The 16,618-nt window shown below is 44.0% G+C and carries 9 protein-coding genes; 4 read left to right on the forward strand and 5 right to left on the reverse strand.

All coding sequences use genetic code 11. The features are described 5' to 3' along the window. Positions 1–31: 31 nt before the first annotated feature. Positions 32–934 carry a LysR substrate-binding domain-containing protein gene (locus tag K5Q73_RS12525; RefSeq protein ID WP_220759453.1) on the reverse strand — a complete coding sequence of 301 codons (903 nt, stop codon included), beginning with the start codon at positions 932–934 and terminating at the stop codon, positions 32–34. Positions 935–1,054: 120 nt separating this feature from the next. On the opposite strand from K5Q73_RS12525, the gene K5Q73_RS12530 reads away from it, so the two are divergent. Beyond that, positions 1,055–1,828, forward strand: a complete 774-nt coding sequence (locus K5Q73_RS12530) for a TSUP family transporter (RefSeq protein WP_220759454.1) — start codon at positions 1,055–1,057, stop codon at positions 1,826–1,828. 157 nt (positions 1,829–1,985) lie between these two features. Here the strand turns inward: K5Q73_RS12530 and glsA are convergent, their stop codons facing one another. Continuing rightward, entirely contained in the window at positions 1,986–2,921 is a 936-nt protein-coding gene (gene glsA / locus K5Q73_RS12535; protein ID WP_220759455.1) for a glutaminase A, read from the reverse strand. A gap of 42 nt (positions 2,922–2,963) precedes the next feature. After that, positions 2,964–4,478, reverse strand: coding sequence for a putative glutamine/gamma-aminobutyrate antiporter GadC (gene gadC, locus K5Q73_RS12540; protein ID WP_220759456.1), 1,515 nt, complete (start codon positions 4,476–4,478; stop codon positions 2,964–2,966). 732 nt (positions 4,479–5,210) lie between these two features. On the opposite strand from gadC, the gene blaOXA reads away from it, so the two are divergent. Continuing rightward, a complete protein-coding gene (blaOXA, locus tag K5Q73_RS12545; RefSeq protein WP_220759457.1) occupies positions 5,211–5,987 on the forward strand; it encodes a class D beta-lactamase in 777 nt (258 codons plus the stop codon). A gap of 125 nt (positions 5,988–6,112) precedes the next feature. On the opposite strand, the gene K5Q73_RS12550 is transcribed toward blaOXA, so the two are convergent. Together K5Q73_RS12550 and K5Q73_RS12555 are read right to left on the reverse strand one after the other, a co-directional pair. Beyond that, a complete protein-coding gene (locus K5Q73_RS12550; RefSeq protein WP_220759458.1) occupies positions 6,113–10,393 on the reverse strand; it encodes an SslE/AcfD family lipoprotein zinc metalloprotease in 4,281 nt (1,426 codons plus the stop codon). A 381-nt stretch (positions 10,394–10,774) separates the two neighbouring features. Beyond that, entirely contained in the window at positions 10,775–12,025 is a 1,251-nt protein-coding gene (locus K5Q73_RS12555; protein ID WP_220759459.1) for a valine--pyruvate transaminase, read from the reverse strand. 335 nt (positions 12,026–12,360) lie between these two features. Here K5Q73_RS12555 and K5Q73_RS12560 point away from each other — a divergent pair, with 335 nt between their 5' ends. Both K5Q73_RS12560 and K5Q73_RS12565 read left to right on the forward strand, forming a co-directional pair. Further along, complete coding sequence (locus tag K5Q73_RS12560; protein WP_220759460.1) at positions 12,361–13,506, forward strand: exonuclease SbcCD subunit D; 1,146 nt, start codon at positions 12,361–12,363, stop codon at positions 13,504–13,506. Beyond that, positions 13,503–16,559: an AAA family ATPase gene (locus K5Q73_RS12565; protein ID WP_220759461.1), complete on the forward strand. Its 3,057-nt coding sequence runs from the start codon at positions 13,503–13,505 to the stop codon at positions 16,557–16,559. The genes K5Q73_RS12560 and K5Q73_RS12565 overlap by 4 nt, the downstream gene beginning before the upstream one ends. Positions 16,560–16,618 lie beyond the last annotated feature (59 nt).

A 16,618-nucleotide genomic window follows, 5' to 3' on the forward strand; every position in this document is an offset into this window, starting at 1 on the left:
AGCTTCAAAATCGAGCGAACCGTCAATAACACTATTGCTGCCGATATGGGCTAAAAAGTTCGAGTAGCCAGTCGATAAAAGATTGTACTTTTAGCGGCAGGTTACTCGATTTTGGCGTCAATAAGTAATAGCGATAGGGGCTAGTAAACTGCGCATCAACGTGGGTTTCAAATGGGATCACTAGCCTAGCCGTTTTCAGCTCATCTTCAATAAAGAAACGTGGGATAAGGGCTACGCCCATTCCGCTCACTGCAGCCTGACTCAGCATGTAAAAATGCTCCACACCAAATTTCTTTTCTGTTGTTAGCTCAAGCCCGACACTCTCGGCCCATAACTGCCATAGCCCCGGCCTTGTGGTGTGCTGCAATAATGTCATGGCGTTAACGTCTTCAAGCTTATTAAGCTCACAAGCAATCTCAGGCGAGCACACTAGGCAGAGATCTTCATCCATTAAAGTCATCACATTGGCTGCCTTGGGGACCGAAGTACTGCTCCGAATGGCGATATCGTAATTGACCTGATTGAAGTCCACTTCAAAGTCGCCAATGGATAAGTCGACATAGAGGTGAGGGTAGCGAGACTTAAACTCTTCCATTCTTGGTATAAGCCAGCTAATCGTTAAACTTGGCAGCACATTAATTGCTAAAGTTTGGGTTCGAAGTGGCTGAGTAATTAAATCGCTCGTCGCATTGTTAATGGTCTGCAGCGCAGCCTGTGCATGAACAAAGTAGCGCTCGCCCTCATCAGTGAGTTTCAGGCTTCGATGTTGCCGAATAAACAATGCCATACCGACAAAGTCTTCTAATTGTTTAACCTGCTTGCTGATAGCCCCATGAGTAACAAACAGCTCTTTTCCTGCAAGCGTAAAACTCATTAATCGAGCTGCAGCCTCAAATGCTCTAAGCGCATTTAATGGCGGGAGATGTGGGTACATTAGTCTAACCTTATTCTTTTCTTGTGTGAGATAAACTCACTTAAGATGAACGATAACTCCTTTGTGTTTTAACTGCAAACAACGTTTAATAGCGGCACTTAAATTATTTGTTATTGAATCATGACTCTAGATCTGACTTTTGAGCTAATCGCTCTGCTGTTTTTTGTTGCCATGCTGGCAGGCTTTATCGACGCGATTGCAGGCGGTGGCGGTTTGCTCACTATACCGGCATTAATGTGGGCAGGATTGCCGCCAACGGTTGCTCTAGCGACCAATAAGCTACAAGCCTGTGGTGGTAGCTTTTTTGCGAGCTTTTACTTTGTACGTAAAGGCATGGTGAAACTCAGTGATATGAAACTGAGTATTGCGTGTGCTTTTGTTGGTGCAGCACTAGGGACGATGGCGGTGCAGATGATAGATACCGCCTTTTTAGAGGTTTTTCTGCCTTTTTTAATGTTAGGCATAGGTGGTTACTTTTTATTTTCTAAAAGCATCAGCGAAAATGATAAACAACAAGTACTAGCTCCAACTGCGTTTGCTTTTACTGCCGCTTTGGCCGTGGGCTTTTATGATGGCTTCTTTGGTCCAGGTACCGGAAGTTTCTTTGCCTTAGCCTTTGTTTCTTTAGCGGGTTACGGTTTAGCAAAAGCCACCGCACATGCCAAAATTTTGAATTTCTCGACCAATATTGCGTCGCTTATTTTCTTTGCCATTGGTGGAAAAGTATTTTGGATGCTTGGTGGGGTGATGTTGATAGGGCAGGCGATAGGCGCTACGCTAGGTTCAAGATTAGTGCTAACCAAGGGGACTAAAATTATCAAGCCGTTAGTGGTGGTGATGTCGGTCGTGATGAGTATTAAACTGTTATCGGCACAATACGGCTGGTTTGCTTGATGCTTAACTGTGTCGGCTCGACTATGAATAATCGATTACCTAAAGTTTAATTTTGAGGCCGTAACGACGTTGCAAACTAAGGAGAACAGAGAGTGGTGAATAGGCACTCTCTGAGTCATGATTTCATATTGTTTAATATGAAATAGCTTCCAGATAGTTATTGTGGAATCCGAGTGTTAAACATATTCCAGCCCATTAAATGGCAGATATGTTTTATCATCAGCTGCCCTTTTACGCTATTTCCGGCTGGATCTAACGGTGGAGAGAAGGCGGCAAGCGCGCCAACATTTGGGATAACAGCAACAAGGCCTCCCCCGACGCCGCTCTTACCGGGCACTCCAACATCATAGGCCCAGTCCCCTGAGCGTTCGTATAGCCCCTCCATCATCATATCAGCAAGTACATGGGACACGTTTTTTGTGTGGATGACCGTTTGCTTGCTACATGGATTAAATCCACCATTCGCAAGCGTCGCCCCTATTGTAGCTAGTTCAACACAGTTAATTAATGTTGAGCATTGACGAGTATATACATCACAGGCTTCAAGCGGGTCGCTATACATGTTTCCGCCAGCCTTTAATAATAAAGAGATCGCCTGATTGTGGGTATTCGTTGTCTGCTCAGATTGATTCACTTCTTCCGATAATTGAATCGCGCTGTTAGCGAAGCGTGACTGGCAGTCTAGGATTTTTTTCCAGCGCTGCTCTTTGTCATCCGCCTTGATCAAACTCACTGTTGCAATCGCTCCGGCATTAACTAGTGGGGTGAGCGGTTTACCATTGTGCATTTCTAATGCAAGAACTGAGTTGAAAGGTAACCCTGTCGGGTCGGCACCAATTTTACTATGGACAGCTTCACTTCCTGATTCTTCTAGTGCTAGAGCTAAAGTAATCACTTTTGAAATAGACTCAATTGCAAAGTGGTAGCTGCTGTCACCAAAGGAGGTCACTTCACCGTCAACTGATACAAAAGCGATCCCAGTTAACTCTGAAGGCACTTGTGCTAAATACGGAATATAAGAGGCATTTTTCCCACCATGCTTGTCTTTATACTTGTCAAATGCTTGTTGCATCACATCGGTTAATAAGGCCATTATTGATCCTTGTCTGTAAAAGTATCACTGCTGGTATGCGACTTACTTAGGCTGATGCAAAGTATGGGTAACTTTATCAGACGAATTAATAACACCTGGGTGCTTACCTTCAATTTCCCAAGTAAAAGGTGCGAAGTCAGTGACTTCAGGATCGCGCCAATGAGGCTTACGAGCTTTATAGATCAGCAAAGGGATAGAGACAAAGACGAGAGTCAGAATGACTAATATAGCAACAAAGGTCTCAGGACTGCCGACCGATATTTGTGAGGGTGGAATAAACGAAAATAGGAAAGCAGTTAATGAGCCAATAAAACCTAGGCCTGCAATCAACCACATACCAATACTCCCACCTGGGATTTGATAAGGACGAGGGCGATTAGGCTGGCTATAGCGTAAATAAATGGCTGCAGCAAACATCATTAAATACATAATGAGATACAGTACAATGGTTAGCTGGCTTAAAATTTGATAAGCCGCCTGCACGGATGGAAGAACTACAAAAACCGTTGAAATTAAGGTTACTAAGAGAGCCTGTGCCAGCATGATGTGCGTTGCCATACCATGTTTATTAGTTTGCTGCCAAAAGCGAGGAAGGTATCCCCCTTTTGCGACCACTAACAATGCTGAGGAGGGACCTGCAACCCAGCCGACAACCCCGGCTAACACTCCAAGCGCCAAACAGGCAGCCATCACAGGAGCTGCCCAGCCAATTCCGGCCCAAACAAACATGTCGTGATAGGCCACTAATAAGCTTTGCGTCAGGTTAATTTCTGACTGAGGAATAACAAACGCAATCGCTAGAGTACCAAGGACGAAAACGAGCACAGTACCTAATGCGGCAATACCAATGGCAATAGGGTAATTTCTAGGGGCATTATCAACTTCTTTCACATGGATGGCGTTCATTTCCATACCGGCATAGAAGAGGAAAATACTGGCTGCAAGAACAACATTATTAAAGTTTGAAAAATCGGGAATGACATCTTTCCAAGCTAGTTGGATCTGTGGAGTATTACCAGCAAAAAGATAAGAGAAACCGAGTATTATAAGAATCACACCTGGAATAACAGTACCTATCAAACCACCCCATTTAGCGAGTTTTGAGAAGGCTTCAGTGCCTCGTAGAGCAACAAATGTTGCCAGCCAATATATGGCAAGCACAATGGCAAGCACAAAGAATTTATTTTCAGATAAGGATTGATCCCAAGTTTGATTTGGCCCCATAAACGCAAGAGATACGGAACCAAAAGTCAGTGCGGTAGGGAACCAAACTGTCACTTCTATCCAAAGCATAAAGATAGCGATAAGGGCTAACTTAGGGCCAAATGCCTCACCTACCCAGCGAAATATGCCTCCTTTTTCAGACCAACCTGTTGCGAGTTCGGCTGCGACTAAAGAAACTGGGACTAAAAAAACAATGGCAGCAAAAATATAGTAAAATATTGAGCTCAAACCATACTCTGCTTCAGCGGGTAAGCCTCGTAAACTCACCACAGCAACAACATTTAGCATTGCTAAGGCAAATATGCTGATGCCTTTCTTTTCTGTTTGTTTCATATTTTTCTCTCAAAAATGTATTAACTCATTCTAAACTGATTGCTGCTTAGCGCTGATTACCATTGTTTAGCCAGACAAATGATTTAGCCGTTGTAATGTAATTTTTGTTTATTTCAGTCTCTGCTGCTTTATTAAGTACAAACTTACTATTTAAAAAGTAGCACATGAATCGAAAATAACCTTTTGCTCTACATCCTTATATGAACCTAAAACCAGCGTAAAACATTGATACAATTGTTAACCAAGCCTGCGGCATGGGTGGTGAGCTTTGTCACAAAAAAAGTATATAAAGTACGGGCATCCCATTTTTAACGGAGATTTGTATGAAGATAATGCTATTAAGGTCTCTTTTAGCAACTAGAACGGCTTCGTTTCCTGAGCACTTCTCTAAACGTGTTGTTTTTTTGTTCACAATTTAGTTCAAGGAGTCAAGAAGTCACGGAACTGTGTCGTAAAGGACTGGTGAGAAACTAAGTCGGTTACTCCTTCTTACTAACTGAGTGGGGTGAAAAGCGTTTTCTTCAACAGCGACATTTCCTCCCATATTCTTTTACCTTATAGTTTGTTGGGGCAACGAAAAGATAGCGAACAAAGAAAGGTTGGGCTGACTATTTTTATTATTTTAAGGAAGACCCTTTGTTAACATTTTTCAATTTATCGACAAATAAAACAAAAAATAAAACATCGTATAGATATTTACTATGGCAGCTCGCTGTCGTGTTGATATGTTTTATGCAGCAGCCATCTATTGCAATCGCAAAGCCTGTTGAACGTGCTGATTGGCAAAGCTACTTTAAACGATATGATGTCAACGGCACTATAGTGGTGGTCGATCAGCGCGCTGGCCAGCCACAGGGTTGGGTTTATAACGCTGATAGAGCTAATCATCGTTTTTCGCCAGCATCAACATTTAAAATCCCCCATAGTCTGTTTGCTCTAGATTCGAATCTGGTTAAAGACGAGTTTCAAGTCTTTAAGTGGGACGGTATTGAACGCAGTTTTGCACCTCATAACCAAGATCAAAACCTACACTCTGCCATGGGTAATTCTGCTGTTTGGGTCTATGATGATTTTGCCGAGCAATTAGGTGAGAAAAAAGCGCAGCATTATGTATCGCTAATAGATTACGGTAATGCAGTTCCTAGTTTTGAGCATTCAAGTGCTGATGGTGGCAGTTACTGGATAGACGGAGAACTTGCGATTTCTGCAGTTGAGCAAGTTGACTTCCTACAAAAGCTTTATCGAAATCAATTGCCGTTTGAGTTGGCAGATCAGCTTTTAGTCAAAGATATTATGATTGTTGAAGCGGGAGGAGGTTGGATTTTACGGGCAAAAACAGGCTGGCAGGGGCAATATGGCTGGTGGATCGGTTGGGTTGAGTGGCCAACAGGACCGGTGTTTTTTGCACTTAATATCGATACGCCAAACAGGATGAAAGATCTCTATAAACGCCAAGCAATTGTTAGAGGTGTACTGCAGTCCATTGATGCTCTACCTGCAGAGCAATAACAAATACTTTGTATGTAATTAAGCTCACTATAGTGTGGTCAGACACCATAAAAAAAAGTCCCTTAGCACTTGCTAAGGGACTTTTTATTAAGCTTCAGTGTTTAGCTATTAGATAACACTTTTGATTAATTTATAGAATCAATGGCTTCAGGTTTCAATGCTGGTACTTGTAGGTCTAAAGACTGTACATAGCCAGTGCCTTTTTGGGTTATCCCGCCTTGATAGTCACGGCTGCCATCTGCTGTGACTACTGAGACTTCACTTGGATTCCATGCTTCAAAGAAACTAGTTAGGTCATATTTTGAAACAGCTGAAGCACAGGCCATAAGCAGATCGCCCTCGCTAAGACCGTTAGCATTTTGAGCTGAACAAGATGGATTCTTGTTATTTCTCGCTTGATGATGCATCAGTTTGAACATGTTCCAACCTTCATCTGCACCATAGTAAGAGGGGATAGTTTCGCCTTTAAAGTGGTCTGCAATTTTGAAGTGATCTTCAGCCCAAACTTTCAGTTGAGCGAACATGACTAAGCGTGAGCCTGCGTCACCATGGCTCCAAACATGGCCCTCATCACGGCTGATCATCATAGGTGCCTTTTGAATATCAGTTTTGATACGTTCCATTTCACCTTTGCCGTTGTCACGCTGTTCTTGCATATAAAGCGCTAACAAGTTATTTGCTACTTCGGTAGCCCCTTTTACGTTAAAGGGGGCAGCTGCAAGGTTATGGCCGACTTCATGCCATAATAACCAATCATTTACAGGGTTAGTTGGAATGGTATTGGCGTCGCGGTTATAGGTTGTGCTCATCACAGGGTAACCAGAATGCGCTGCACCAATTGATATTTGTACGTCATTGACAAATCTATGGCTGTGCTCTGGCAACAAGCTGCCCGTAAAGCGCATATTGCCGTAGGTATTGTCTCTTGCATGGAAATCACTGGCCTTGTTAGCAAAGTCATTCATACCATCGGCAAACTGCTGGATATCAGTATTAGCAACATTTTTGACCGGGGTTGTATAAACAAAATGGCCTGTATTTATTTCGGCTAATGGCACTTCGAGGTTAACAGGGGTTAGCCATTTTCCGTTTCTCCAAAGCGATGCTTCCAATACGCCTGTAAAGCTAAATTCAACGGTATTGAGTTCATCAGTACTCGTTGGCTTGATGTAAATTAGGCCGCCATATGGTGCGATAATCTCAGTAGACGATCCCGCTTTGTGGGTCCAAGACTTTTGCACACGAGAAGGACGCTTTAGCGCCAATTCATGTTGGTGTTTACCTGTCACATCATCAACCAGTGCAACGGTAATAGTGGCATCATGATTACCGGTCACAGTCACTGTGCTGCGTTTTACTGCCCATAACCCCGTTGACTGCATGTTGTTTGCCGTACCGACTACAGCATTGTTGAATGTTTCAACTTGCACGCTGGCATTTGTGCCAGTGACCGCGGTATTGCCAGGGTAGATACTGGTGTCGACACTGATGTCGTTATCCCAGTAAGAGCGGCCAAGCATGATCCGGGTGAGCGGCTTTTCTTGATAGTTTAACGGGTAGCTTGGGTTCAACTCTTCGTTTTCTGTCAGCATGTTGTAGCTGTGCAGTTTGGCTCGGGTCTCTGGGTGACAAGCATTATCGGGTTGGTGCAAATCAGAGGTATAGCAGTTTAAGAACTCAGTGGCTTTTTTAAAGCCCAGCTCATCTTGTACGTTAGCATTATAGCGATATTGCTCATCATTCCACAGCCAGATAGATAAGTTATCGTAGGTTTGGTTTAGCACGTTAAGCGATAAACGTGTTCCTTCTTTGCCTTTACTACGGTAATAGATTTCATGTTGATATAGTTTTTCAACATTTGCGCCTAAGTTAGCGGCTTTAACCATAGTAGAAACAACCTCTGGACTCATTTCATAACGAGTAAATCTAGGGCGATAGTATCGCTCACCAGTGGTATAACCATGGCCTTTACGGGTTTCAATACAGCCAATTTCATAATCATAGCTGTCGTCGCTACACTCTTTAACCTTAGGGAATGCCGCTTTAATTTTGGCTACTGCAGCTAAGCGCTCAACTTCTGTTTTGGCACTGAAGAAGGCAAAGTTATTGTGTTCAATACCGTCAGCAGCAATAGTTTTGTATTGGGCAACACCAAACTCAGGTTTGTCGATAGGTGATGGAAAAGTCACTGTACCATCTTGGTTAACAATGAATTTAGACATATCATCGAACTTTTCGTAAGTCACCAACATATCAGTAAAGCTTGCACGTGCGTTAGGGTAAGGGGCTTGGCAATAATAGCTTTCACCACAGTATGCTTGACGGGTACGTGCAAGGTTAGCCCCGCCCAATGATATACCAGCTGTATCAGCTAAACGCGCGATTGGTTCAGGGTTTAATTGCTCAATACCATCCATAAATAAAACATTACCGCCAGCATTGATATACTCGATCAATGCCGTAATGTCTGCGGAGGTTAGCTTTGGTTGCTCAATATCAGCGAGCACCTTGCCGCTCATACCATCACCAAATACACCTGTTTCATAAGCTTGTAAGATTAAAAATGGCATCGTCTGTGGGTCGAGTCCGCTGTATCCACCTGACGAAATAGGCTCCATATTTAGCTTAAATGATGGGTCGATAGAGAAGTCATACAATTTATTTGAGTTAACATTGGACTGCCAAACTTTACCAATGTTTGAGCCCACGGTCACTGTGGTGGTGCCATTGTTATATTCTGGAGCAAACCAAGTGAACATGTTCATAAAGAACTGCGCCATGCTGCCATTATCTTGTCCAGCATCTTCGCCACCTGCCCAATAGCTATCAGGTTTGCTTAAAATATTTGGGTACAGGCTGTTACCCATAAAGACCACGTTACCGGCACCAATTTCACCCGCTGTAATAACTGGTAAATTGTATGTAGCTGTGTCTTTGCCCACTTTTTCCGGACGCTTAAGTGTCACGTCAGAATCGGCAGTAATGATTGTTGCATCTGTTACGTACGGGAAGCCATCATCACGTCGGTAAGCCTGCTCTGAACCAAATGGTAACCAATAATTCACGTCGTTACGTGGCATTAAAACAGGGAAAGCCGTGTTTGATGTGTTTATTGAACGCATAAAACGCGCATAACCGACTTCACCGTAAAATGCAGTGTTATCGTGGAATACGTGGAACTGGTCAACCCCTGAATACAATTGCTTTAAGGTCTCAGTTACATAGCCACTTTTCTGTAATAACGGTGTGGCTTGATGGCTATATGTTGAAGAAGCTGAGTTTAATTCAATATCAATAATTTGAGCTAAGCCAGTACTAAATTGTGCTTTAAATTCATTAGGCACATAGTAACCACTGTTTTCGATTTCCGCGCCGTTGGGAAGGTTGATATTAATGATTTCATTAATGGCGTTAGGGTATTGGGCAAAAACCTGATGAACATTCTCACTAAAGGTTACAGTATCCCCCGAGTCTGTTGCATAACGAGCAATCAATGCATCAATGTTTTGTTTAACGATTTCATTTTCAGAAACATCCGATAGCTGATATTCAACTTGATTGCCTTTAATTGAGCCAAAGGTAAAGGTATCTAAGCCAAATGTAATGGTTTCGCCCCAGACGTAGGAGATGATGCCTGTTGCATCGGTAATACCCCGTGAAGACTTGGTGTAATAATTGACACCAGCCAAAGGCGTGCCTGCACTGTTGCTCAATATACTGTCTGTGAATATGCGTACATCTTGGCTAGGTTTGTAGCTGTAGGCGTCTTCAGCGGCGGCGGTGACAAAGTCGGCATTGAGATCAGGCTTTGCGCCTTCAGAGACAACTGGGGTTAATGTATTGTCAACGTGTGAGCTAGGCGCTTTATCGACTTCATCAGTTTCTTCTGCAGCTGGTGGGTTTAGAAAGGCATCAATTTCGGCATTATCACCATTAGAAAATAGTGGGGCAATATCGAAGCTGTCTATTTCATCTAAACAGATTTCATTGATAAGCGCTGGACAAGTGCTGACCTTTGCCATGACTTTGGTGCCATCTTCAAGGCTAATCGCATATTCCCAATCATCTTTCATGTCTAATGCCATGGCGTTATGGCTGTCGCGAGTCCAACCTTCAGGCAGTGGTATATCTTTGTTCAACAGCTCTAAAGAGCCGTAGGTACAGGTGACGTTTTCCCCATCCTTAAAAGTAAAGCTTCCACTATGACCTAATGCTTCGCCGTTACAACTGATATGGCCTGACAACTTTTTGCCACTTAACAATAAACTGCCCTGATAGGTTTTTATAGCAGGGGTAAGGTCTGTTGGCGGTATGCTAGGTTCTACTGGTGTCGATGGTGCATCAGTGTAATCGCCACAGCCTGTCAATAAATTGCTGATGACTACAGCAAGTATTAGTTTTTTCATTTTATGATCTCATGACAAAAAGCAAAGTTGCTTTCTCTAAAATCTATCCGGAGTTAGATCTTAGAGAAGATGGTTTGCGTTTTGCTCGGGCGTTAACAGTAGGTTTTTAAGGTTATTAAATAGCGCCATTGGTTAACTATAAAGGCGACAGGAAAGTTAAAGAGTTAAGCGAGGGAGTCGATATCCATGCAAAATAAGCCGACTATTATCTCAATAAAAATGTAAAACACATAATTATAATTAAGGTAAGTGGCTAATTAATAGGAGTTATAGTTGTATGAAATTTAACTGAAGAGAGATAAGCGATTAGGCTAGTCTAGATTAGGCTAGCACTTTGCTCAATCGCTTATCTATGCTGAATACGTATAACAGTATTAGCTTTTAAAGCTCGGTGTAGGCTCTTGCTACTTCTTCGCTAATAATCGCAATGCCAGCGCGCATTTTTGCTTCATCTTGTACGTAATTCATTCGCAGACACTGATGCGCATGATCCCAATCTTCCTCTAATCCAAAGAAGAAATACTCGCCGGGTACAATCAACACGCCACGAGCTTTCAGTCTGTTATAAAGCTCCATGGTGGTGATAGGTAATTTATCGAACCAAAGCCAAAGGAACATCGCGCCTTCGGGTTTGTGAATTCTAAATCGGCTATCGGTAATCGATTGCTGCAGTAATGACACCGCAAATTCAGACTTTTGCTGATAGAAAGGCTTGATAACGTTTTCGCTTAAGTCCAGTAAATCACCCGATTCAATCATATGCTTGGCGATGGCTGGGCCGAACCCTCCAGGCGCTAGGCTGATGATAGCATTGAGGTTAGACAGGGCTTGGGTTATTTCTTCACTCGCAATGACTATGCCGCAGCGCACACCTGGTAGGCCAAGTTTAGAAAGGCTCATACATAAGATGGTGTTGCTGTTCCAAAATGGTGTCACTTGTTCAAAAATGATATTTGGAAAGGGTGTGCCGTAGGCGTTATCTATGATTAGAGGGACGCCCTTTGCCCGTGCAATCTCATCGAGTTTGCTGACTTCTGCATCTGTGAGTACGTTACCCGTTGGGTTCGTTGGGCGAGACACACATATCGCGGCAATCGAGTCATCGATTTGCAATTGTTCAAAATCCACATGGTACTTAAACATGCGATTATCTAGCATTTCAATATCGGGACGATAAGAGACAAAAAGGTCATCATCTAGGCCCGCATCGTTATAGCCAATGTATTCGGGGGCTAGGGGCAGCAAGATTTTCTTTTGGCTACCATCGATTTGTTCACCGGCGAGTAGATTGAACAAGTTGAAGAAAGCGCTCTGGCTGCCATTGCTTAGGCTAATGTTTTTCTCGCTGATCTCCCAGCCATAAGTTTCACGCAGTAAACTGGCTAGAGCCGTTAAGAATGCATCTTTTCCTTGAGGGCCGTCATAGTTGCCTAATGCAGCGACGAGTTCGCCATTGGCTAGCATATCCGCCGTCGCCTGATGAAAGTAATCTTGCATGGCCGGAATAGCAGCGGGGTTGCCTCCGCCAAGCATAATTGCACCAGGAGTGCGCAATCCTTCATTGAGATCATCCATTAACTGGGTAATGCCGGAATAACGATTAAATTTTTCACCAAACTTTGAAAACTGCATGCTATCTAGTACCACAATTGCTTAAGTATGCCTGTAGTAACAATACTCAGTGGAAAACGCACCCATTTTTTCGATTTTTAGTGACTAATTTGGTACACATCATGTTTTATTAAGTAAATCGTAAATTATTTGTTCAATTATTCAGTTTTGAACATTGTGCAAACAGACGTTTGTTTACCGTTAGTGGCTTTAACCTCAGTTAGTGTGTCTGTACTGTTCGACACTATTGTTAAATCGGCAGAGTTTTCTTACTATTGCTTAAATGAAAAGTATCAAAACGGAAAGTCTTTTTTGGCACTCTCGCGTATTCCCTCCTCATTGTTAAACGAGAAAGCATGAAATTTATCCATACATCTGACTGGCATATCGGCAGACAGCTTCATAACCAGAGCCTGCTCGATGATCAGTGCTTTGTTCTCAATCAAATTATCGAACTCGCGACTGAGCATAGCGTCGATGCGGTGGTTGTCGCTGGCGATATCTACGACAGATCGGTTCCGCCAGCCAATGCGGTCGCCTTATTAGATGACGTGGTTAACCGTTTGGTGAATGAGTTAAAGATCCCACTTATCATGATCGCCGGTAATCATGACGGTCACGAGCGCCTAGGTTTTGCTTCTAGACAGATGAATGACAGCGGCCTGCATATTATCGGCCCGTTAACTCAAGAGGTGAGGGCTATTGAACTTAAAGGTAAGCAGGGTAGTGCTATGTTCTATGGCCTGCCTTATGCCGATCCCGCCACTGTACGTCAGGTGTTTGATTGTGAGGCGAGCACTCACGAAGAAGCGATGGCGAAACTGCTTGAGCAGGTTGAACAGCACGATAGTAAAGGCTTACCTAAAGTCGTGGTCAGTCATTGTTTTCTCGATGGCGGCAGTGAGTCTGAATCTGAGCGTCCACTGAGTATTGGCGGCGCCGATAAGATCTCGCCAAAATTGTTCACTCCTTTTAACTATACGGCGTTAGGGCATTTACACGGCCCGCAATATAAGGGCGCTGAACATGTAAGATACTCGGGTTCGCTGCTGAAATATTCTTTTAGTGAACAGCATCAAAACAAGTCAGTTACCTTGGTTGAATTAGACCATGACGGTAAAGCGAGCTTTGAGTTATTGCCGTTAAATGCAATGCGGGATGTACGGATCATCGAAGGTGAGTTAGCCGAGTTACTCGAACAGGGCAAAACCGATGTGAATCGTGAAGATTACCTGATGGTGAGATTGAGTGATAAGTGCGCCATCTTAGATGCTATGGGTAAACTAAGAAGTGTATATCCAAATGTGCTGCATCTAGAGCGTACAGGGTTGATGAGTGACAATAGTAAGGTTGAGCTAAGCCGAGACCATATTAAGAAGGGCGAGTTAGATATGTTTACCGACTTCTTTGCTCAGGTATCCGGCGAGCCAATGACAGTGGCGCAGCAACAAGCCATGATCACCGCTATTGATGAGTTACATAAAGTGGAGCGCACATCATGAGACCGCTTATTCTAGAAATGTCAGCGTTTGGCCCATTTGCATCGACGCAAATGACCGACTTTTCGGCATTAGGTTCTAACCCCCTGTTTTTGATCAACGGCCCAACTGGTGCGGGTAAGACTACGCTGTTAGACGCCATCTGTTTTGCCCTGTATGGCAAGACCACAGGAGATGAGCGTGAAGGCAGCCAGATGCGCTGCGACTTAGCACCAGACAGCCTGTTAACTGAAGTGACCTTTAGTTTTGCGCTGGGGGATAAGCAATACCGTATTCGCCGAGTACCAGAGCAGCAACGCGCTAAGAAAAGTGGCGATGGTTATACGGTGCAAAAGCCAGAAGCACAGCTTTATCGTATCGATAGTGATGGCAGTGAACATTTGCTGGTGGCGAGTAAAGTCTCAGAAGCCACCGCTGAAATTGAAAGCCTTACAGGTCTTGATGCGGATCAGTTTCGTCAGGTAATGGTGTTGCCACAGGGCAAGTTCCGTGAACTGTTAATGGCGGACTCTAAAGATAGAGAGAAGATTTTTAGTCAGCTATTTCAGACGCAAATCTATCGTAAAATTGAAGATAAACTAAAGTTTCAAGCATCCAGTATTAGAAACGATGTCAAAGAGCAGCGGGCAAGACGAGATGGCATTATGCAAAATGTCGAGCTTGAGTCTGATGAGGCGTTAAACCATGAGCTTGTAGAGCTTACTCCAAAACTGACCCAAGCTTTAGCGCATAAAGAGCAGACTCAGCTAGAACTGATTAATGCCAATAAACAGGTTGAATCGGCTAAGGTTTTAGTCAGCGATTTTGATGCGCTGGACAAACTTAAACAAACTGCCGTGGACTTAAGTGAGCAAAAACTAGCTATCGAGCAGCGACAATACCAACTCGATAATGGTCAAAAGGCGCAGCAATTAAAACCAGTATTAGATGTATCGCTTGCCCGGGATACAGAGGTGGCTCAAGCGCAACAACATTTTGCCCAGGTGCAAGCAGCAAAGCAGGGCAGTGAGCAGGCATTAGCTAGCAGTCAGAACCAATTTGACACCTTGCCAGAGCAAGACGCTCAGCTCCAAAAAGCTCAACATGCAGAGCAAAATCTCACTCAATTAGTGCCAAAACTGCAAGGGTTAGAGGCGCTACACAATGAGTTGACTCAGGCAACGAATGAACGTGACCAAGCCAAAGAAAAAGGCCTGCAAGAGAAGCAAGCCTTAGAAGCTATATCGGCAGAAAAAGCTGCCGCAGAGCAACTTATCCCACAACTAGAACAGTTTGCCAGTGAGCAAACTAATGCCCAACAAGCCGTTAGTGTTCAAAATGATCTGATAGAACGACATTTGCTGTGGCAACAGGCAAGCGTTGACGCCAGTCATACAGAGCAGGCGTTAGCAGTCGCTAAAGATAAAGGTCAGCAGCTTCGCGCTCAGTTTATTGAAGCACAAACTAACCACAAACAACTTCAGCTCGTTTGGCACCGTGGTCAGGCCGCGAGTTTAGCTTTACAGCTTAATCCTGGGCAACCATGCCCGGTATGTGGTAGCGGCGAGCATCCAAATCCTGCTCAAAGTGCAGAGCAACTGCCAACGGAAGAGGAGTTGCAACAAGCTCAGCGTAATGAGGAGTTGGCAAGTGAAGCGCTTAATCAGGCCAGAGCTGAATACTCAGGGCAAAATACTAAGCATCAAGAGCAGTTGAAGCGAGTAGATGAGCTGCTTCAGCGCCTTGGTGACAGCAGTGCTCAATCCATAGAGAGCATGCAGTTGCAATTACAGCAGCTGCAACAGCAGCTTAACCAAGCCAATAGTGCTGCTCAGCAATTAGCTCAACTTAGAAGCCAAATACAAGCTTGGCAAGCTAAAGAAAAACAGCTGCAAACAAATCTAGATGCCGAACGAGAAGCTTTTGTCGAACTACAAAGTAAGGCTGCGAGTCTTCAAGGGCAATTGGAGCAAGCATCTCATGCTATTCCTGAGCAATATCGCAGCTTAAATGCGCTCAATGAGGCAATTGAGCAGGCTAAGGCCCATGTCTCTGTGTTGCAGCAAGCCATAAACCGCATTCGTGAGTCTCATAGCCAAGCACTGGCGCAAGACGCCTCGCAAACAGCGGCTTTAGCTAGTGCGGAGTCAAGCCTGAAACAGGCCAAGCTGCAGAGTGAGAAAGCGACGTTGGAGTTAACAGAGCAGCTATCAAGCTCTGGTTTTAGTGACAAACAGGCATTAACTCAAGCTTTGTTGTCAGCTGAGGCACTTAAAACTATAGCCGATGAGATAGGCCGCTATCAGCAAGAGTGCATCGTTAACCAGACAAGATTAACGCAGCTGAATGAAAAGCTATCAGAGCAGGTAAAGCCACAGCTTGAAGAACTTGAAGCGCATTTGACGAGTACTCAAGCGCAGCGGCAAACGGCTGAGAATGAGTGGCAAATTATACAGAGCCGAGTGACTCAGTTAACCCAAACTCAGCTGCAGTTAAAAGAGGCAGATGCCAAAGCGAAGAAACTTGAAGATGAGTATGCGGTGATTGGCACTTTATCAGAGGTCGCTAATGGTCAAACCGGCAATAAAATCAGCTTGCAGCGGTTTGTACTCAGTGTACTGCTTGATGACGTGCTGCTTGAGGCGAGTCATCGTCTACAGTTGATGAGTAAAGGCCGTTACCGTTTGTTACGTAAAGAGGAGCGGGCCAAGGGCAATAAGGCATCAGGGCTTGAGTTAGAAGTCGAAGATGCTTACACCTCAAAGGTTCGACCTGTAGCGACCTTAAGTGGTGGTGAGAGCTTTATGGCGGCTTTATCTATGGCTCTGGGTTTATCTGATGTGGTGCAGGCCTATGCTGGTGGCATAAAGCTCGACACGCTATTTATTGATGAGGGCTTTGGCAGTCTAGATCAAGACTCACTGGACTTAGCGGTAAGAACCTTGATGGATCTGCAGTCTTCCGGTCGTATGATAGGCGTGATCTCTCATGTATCTGAGATGAAGGAACAGATAGGTACCCGTATCGATATTAGTAAGACTGCAGTGGGGAGTGAAGTAAGCATAGTACTGCCTTAATCCCTTTTTACGGTAAAACTAATTTATCCCATTGTATCTGTGTGTTTATCGAACAAATA

The sequence above is a fragment of the Shewanella sp. MBTL60-112-B2 genome (assembly GCF_019655055.1).
Classification (GTDB): Bacteria; Pseudomonadota; Gammaproteobacteria; order Enterobacterales; family Shewanellaceae; genus Shewanella.

Excerpts from the sequence above, each read along its gene's own strand:
- K5Q73_RS12525 (WP_220759453.1), bottom strand. The coding sequence starts at position 934 with ATGTACCCACATCTCCCGCCATTAAATGCGCTTAGAGCATTTGAGGCT.
- K5Q73_RS12530 (WP_220759454.1), top strand. The coding sequence starts at position 1,055 with ATGACTCTAGATCTGACTTTTGAGCTAATCGCTCTGCTGTTTTTTGTT.
- glsA (WP_220759455.1), bottom strand. The coding sequence starts at position 2,921 with ATGGCCTTATTAACCGATGTGATGCAACAAGCATTTGACAAGTATAAA.
- gadC (WP_220759456.1), bottom strand. The coding sequence starts at position 4,478 with ATGAAACAAACAGAAAAGAAAGGCATCAGCATATTTGCCTTAGCAATG.
- blaOXA (WP_220759457.1), top strand. The coding sequence starts at position 5,211 with ATGCAGCAGCCATCTATTGCAATCGCAAAGCCTGTTGAACGTGCTGAT.
- K5Q73_RS12550 (WP_220759458.1), bottom strand. The coding sequence starts at position 10,393 with ATGAAAAAACTAATACTTGCTGTAGTCATCAGCAATTTATTGACAGGC.
- K5Q73_RS12555 (WP_220759459.1), bottom strand. The coding sequence starts at position 12,025 with ATGCAGTTTTCAAAGTTTGGTGAAAAATTTAATCGTTATTCCGGCATT.
- K5Q73_RS12560 (WP_220759460.1), top strand. The coding sequence starts at position 12,361 with ATGAAATTTATCCATACATCTGACTGGCATATCGGCAGACAGCTTCAT.
- K5Q73_RS12565 (WP_220759461.1), top strand. The coding sequence starts at position 13,503 with ATGAGACCGCTTATTCTAGAAATGTCAGCGTTTGGCCCATTTGCATCG.